Source organism: Pseudanabaena cinerea FACHB-1277, assembly GCF_014696345.1.
Lineage (GTDB): Bacteria > Cyanobacteriota > Cyanobacteriia > Pseudanabaenales > Pseudanabaenaceae > Pseudanabaena > Pseudanabaena cinerea.
On sequence record NZ_JACJPY010000151.1, the window covers coordinates 1 to 5,495 of the forward strand.

At 43.3% G+C, this 5,495-nt stretch carries 2 protein-coding genes; both read right to left on the reverse strand.

Annotated elements, in window-relative coordinates:
* Positions 1 to 96 precede the first annotated feature (96 nt).
* On the reverse strand, positions 97 to 345 hold the full coding sequence (locus tag H6F44_RS22140; RefSeq protein ID WP_190353251.1) for a hypothetical protein: 249 nt from the start codon (positions 343 to 345) through the stop codon (positions 97 to 99).
* A 2-nt stretch (positions 346 to 347) separates the two neighbouring features.
* Positions 348 to 5,477, reverse strand: coding sequence for a PAS domain S-box protein (locus H6F44_RS23850; RefSeq protein WP_190353252.1), 5,130 nt, complete (start codon positions 5,475 to 5,477; stop codon positions 348 to 350).
* Positions 5,478 to 5,495 lie beyond the last annotated feature (18 nt).

Here is a 5,495-nt window from a genome sequence, read left to right on the forward strand (position 1 = left end):
CAGGATTGACAGAAATTTCTGTTGTGCCTTGGTTGCTACTTTCGGTAATATGTCATTAATGCTATTCATTTGGTGCTTTGATTCATTACTTGCACCTTATCCGATGAATAGCTTTTTTGTTCCCCTTTTTTTATGTCCGAAGTATTGGTAGTGGTTACGCAGGTGTAGCAGATCTTGCATTGAGGGGCGATCGCTTCTCAATAGTTTCAAGACCACAGGTTGAGTATCTTTAAGCTGAATCCCTCGGTAGACTGAGGTTTTTGCACTAGTATGAAGTTCTTCAGTCAGTAGGTATCCCTCAATCCGAGGGTAGCGATCACTTGAGTTTATGTATTGTGGATTCATGGCTATTTGTCCTGCCTATCTTGGGAATCTAGCAATGGAAAACAAAGTCTAAAAGTCGTTCGTCCCGATTGACTGCTTACTTGAATTTCTCCATCATGTTTCTGTACGATTTGGCGCACAATATCCAATCCCAGTCCACTGCCTTCACCTCTCGGTTTGGTAGTAAAAAATGGGTCAAATAGTCGCGGCAGTATTTCTTCGGGAATTGCAGCGCCCGAATTAGTAATTTCAACTATTACTTTTCCTGATTGGGTGGCGATCGCTATTTCTAAAGTACCTGCTTTACCGATCGCATAGATCGCATTGTCAATTAAATTAACCCACACCTGCGTCAGCGCATCTGGATCACAGATAAGATCAGGTACTGGCTCATATTTACGAATCACCTCTATTCCTTGCTTTAGACGGCTTTGGTAGAGCGTCAAGGCGATTTCGATGCCATCACTAATTTGAATCAGGCTATTTTCTCCATTCTCACTGCTGCGATGGCTGTAGGTTTTGAGCGCAAACACGATCTTGGCGGCGCGGTCTACTTCCTGTTGAATGCTGCGAATACTTTGATGTTGCAAAACCAGTTTGTAAGCCACCTGTAAAATGTCATAGCAATTCGGAACTTGCAGAATAGATTGATAAAGATGTAGATCGGAACCTAATTGCATCTGACTAAGTTGATTAGCAATGCCACTAGCATCAGCAATCCCTTGGTTATCGAGAGCGCTTAGCAGTTGTCGCCGTAGTTGTCGTTCTTCTTTGGTAGATAGGGATTGCGGGTTCTGAATTGCGGTATTCACTAGAGCGATAAATTCTACTTGCTGTTGAGAAGTTAAGCTTTGCATAATTTGGGGCAGTTGCTGAAGGGAGTCATTGCTTGCCTCAATGATATTGCCCGTTGCTGCACGAATTACGCCTAGAGGGGTATTGATCTCGTGGGCGACGCTGGCAGTGATCTGTCCTAAGGCTGCCATCTTTTCCGATTGAATTAGTCCTGCTTGGGTGGACTGGAGATTGGATAAAGCTTGCGAAAGTTCTTGGGTGCGATCTTCTACCCTATGTTCTAGGGTCTGGGTATATTCTTCAAGTTGTTTGGCTTGTTGTTTGAGTTGGGATTCCGCAGCTTTGCGATCGCTGATATCGCGAGCCACCCAAATGACCGATTGCTCACTCAAGGGAGAACATCTTGCACTAAACCAAAATTCTGTATCTTGGATCAACAGGCTATATTCATGCTCTTGAGTTTGTTGCTTGTCTAGAGTGTTCCTGATTACTGATAGAAATTGCTCAGACTGTTCGGGGGAAAAAATCTCTTGAATTTTTTTGCCAATGAGTATATCGGGAGGTAGATAAAGCTTGTCCGCATTAGTTGGGGCGACCTTGAGATATGTTCCATTTTGATCTACCACAAAGACAACATCATCCATTCCCAAAAATAAGCTGCGTAGTTCTAATTCAGAGGCTTGTAAAGCTGCCTCTGTTCTTTTTTGCTCGCTGATATCACGCATAATCGTTGAGAGGTATTCCAGTTCGCCTGTTGGGGATTTATGTGCCATCAAAACTTGCGATACAGGAATCTCTTGTCCTTCTGGAGTCAAGATTGCTGTTTCCCCAGTCCAATGACCTTGTTGAACTGCTTGAGGGATTGCTTTTTGATAGAGTAGATCTAAAGCCCATTGAGGATGGGAATCCTGTATCTGATAACCTGCCAACGATGCGCCTTGCTCAATGTTTAAAAATTGGCGTAATCTTTGGTTTGTCCAAGTAATTTCACCATCTGGGCTAGCAGTACCAATATAGTCTGAAGATGCTTCTAGAATTCTTAACAAGCGTGTTTGTTCTTTTTCTAAATTTTTGCGATCGCTGATATCCCGTAAAATCCCTTGCAGTCCGATCGCACTTCCATTGACATCAAAGATGGGGGTCATATTTAGAGTTACCCATAGATAACTACCATCTTGGCAGAGGTGACGAAATTCTATGTTTTGATACTTCTGTCCTTGCTCTAGCGCCAATCTAGCAGGTGCAATAGCCTTTTCTAAGTCATCAGGATGAATCAATTTTATTAAGGATTGTCCTATCCATTCACCAATGGGAAAACCAAACATGGTCTGAAATTGGGGAGACAAATAGGTAAATATACTATCGGAATTTGCAGCCCAGATCATGTCATTGGCTCCTTCCACTAGCGTTCTGAATTTATTTTCACTCGCATACAGTGTTTGATAGAGTTGGGCATTTTCCAAGGAAATTGCCGCTTGAGAGCAAATTAGGTTTAGCACTTCAAGGCGATCGCTGGTAAATGCTCCTATGGTCAAGCTGTTTTCTAGGTATAAAATCCCGATTAATTTGCCTTGTTTGAGAATGGGCATACATAGAATGCTTTTGGGTCGATATTTGAGGATGTAGCGATCGCTTGTAAATTGCCCATCTTGTCGGGCATCACTTAAAACTATGGGTTCTAAACTATGCTTGACCTGATTGACGATACCAATCGCCAGATCTTCACAGTGTTCTAAGGATATGGGGGCGGTCAAGATTTGCGAAGGTTTTCCAGATTCCACGAGCGCGACAATTTGCAACTCTGCTTCTGATTGCAGCAGTAAAACGCATTTATCAGCTCCAGAATTAACATTGGCAATATTTAGGAGCGCATCTAAGAGCTTTGAAAGCTCTATCTCTTCAGAAATTGCTTGTGATGCTTTTAGCAGAGTCGTTAAATCGATTGCTTCAGAGGTGTTACTAGGGGAACTTAGAGGTTTTTTCGCAAAAGAGCCAAGGGATTCTCGAAGAATCAACGCGAGTAGTTGGGGATAGCGATTTTCGAGGTCGGTGACTTTGGCAACTGCGCCCCAGCGCACATAGCCATAATAGGCTTCAGTCATATAGACTTGAGCAATTTTCTCTCTGCCCCAATCAAGATAGAATTTAGCAGCAAGTTCATTTGCGATCGCCTCTTCTTGAATATAGCCGTTAGTTCTTGCGCCAGCGATCGCCAAGTCATAAAGTTCCATCGCTTGATAACGGTTACTTAAAATGCGATGTCGTTCCGCCTCCACCAAATCGTACCTATGCTGAAAAGTTGCAGGTGCAGCATCAACTCTCACCTTGAGCCAAGCTTGGTTGCGATCAACGAGATCCAGCACAGCCGTGAGATCCGCTTGAGGATGGTTCTGGTATTGAGCAAGTTCGGCTAAAGACTGCACAAAATTATGTATGGGAATTGTAAATACCCCCGGAATTGCAAAGGTATGCTGACCACATTGAACAGCATACTCTGCACTTTGTTCATAACGTCCAAACAGATAGTTGATGAAGCTTTTGGCGAGATAAAAGCAAACCAAAGTATTATGAACTTTGCCAGTTTCTAATTCTGGCAAACTCTCTTCCTCGTTAAAATAGTCTCCGATTAAATAGAACACTTGTTCTGTAAAAGTTTGACGCAGGTTATAGACCATTTGTCGCCAGACACAAGAAAATTCCCGTGAGAAGGACTGCTTCAGATAACTATCAATAAAAGCGATCACTCGCTCCTGTTCCTGTGCAACTACATCCAGAGTTTCTCCTGCCCAAATCGGGTAATGACAGTAATGCATGGCTGCATAGCTGGCATATTCCAGATCTCCTGTATCTAAACCGCTATACATCAATTCTCGCAAGGGATTTAGGGTGTTGCGGAGAGGTTCGCGATAGGCGATGATATGGGCATTGTAGAGTACTCCTAACTTAGTTCTAAGCACTTGAGTATTCAGCTTGTCTCTCAGATATAAACTCAGATCTCCCGATTGACAGCCCAAAGCAACTTTGCCCTGTGCGCCTGTTACCAACCACCCATAGGCGGCATAGGCATAGGGAGAGAGATTAGAATTACCATAGGCTAACGATAGCTTCAACATCGTTACCACAACTTGAGGGAAGAGGTTAGTTGCAATAAAGACGGGAGGAATAATCGTCATCAACACACTCATTGATTGGAGAATCAGGGGATCGTTCATGGTAGCGATCGATTCTAATTCTTCCTGTTTAGGTAAAACGATCTCCTCCTCGGCAGTTTTGGCATCTAAAAGCTCGACTCCCAAACTCTCCAAAATGCCACATCCCAGTTCAACCGCCTCCAACATTCGCCCACGGGCAATTTCAATTAATACTTGAACTTCAAGGACTTTAGCTCGTTCGAGGGGGGTACTCACATTCGCTAAGGTTTGATCACCGATCATCCATGACTGTTCAAAATCACCATTGAGATAGGCAACCTCCATCCTCGCAATGGCAAGATCTAATCGGTGATCGCTGTCATCGCCCCAAGGCACATCAGGGAGCAAACTCCAAGCAATTTCAAAATATTTAATGGCTGCTCCATAGGCGACTGACTTACGCGACTTTTCTCCAGCTTGCACATTCAACGCTAACACTGTTTGCCGTTCTGTCTCATTTTCTATTAAGTGCCGACCATGATTAAACTGACTTGTCAACACAAAAAGTTGGCGATCGCGCTCTCCTTCAGTAGTTTGCTGAAGGAGCAATCGCCCAATCTTTAAGTGAAACCTTGACCTGTCATGCTCAGCAATCAGATTATAAGCAGCTTGTTGAACGCGATCGTGCAGAAACTTATAAGTTACATTCACATCAGTTTGTAAAACAGCATTCGTATCGGCATTCGTATCAACATTCACTTCAGTCTGCGTAAATAACTTATAGGCTTCTGTCGTGGGAATAATAAAACCTTCTTGTAAGGCTTGCCATAGAGCCATTGCTGCACTTTCTAGGGACTGTTGAGAGGCGATCGCTAATGTCTGCAAATCAAACTGTGCGCCAATACAAGCAGCCAATTTGAGAACATCCTGAGTTTTTAAAGGCAACTTCTGTAATTGACTTGCCATAAACTCAACCACATCATCGGCATGGGTCAATCTCGCTTGGGCAATATCGCAATGCCAATTACGCAAATCCCCATTGAAGGTAATGATCTTTTCTTCATATAAAGCCTTAAGCAACTGTACCGAGAAAAAGGGATTGCCTTCAGTCTTTTGATACACTAATTCTGTCAATGGCTGAGCGCTGGGTAAATCACAAATCAAGGTGTCAGCAATCCATTGATGTATATCGGCTTGACTCAATGCTTCCAGCGTAATTGTATTCACCGTTAAGCCTGTCTTGAT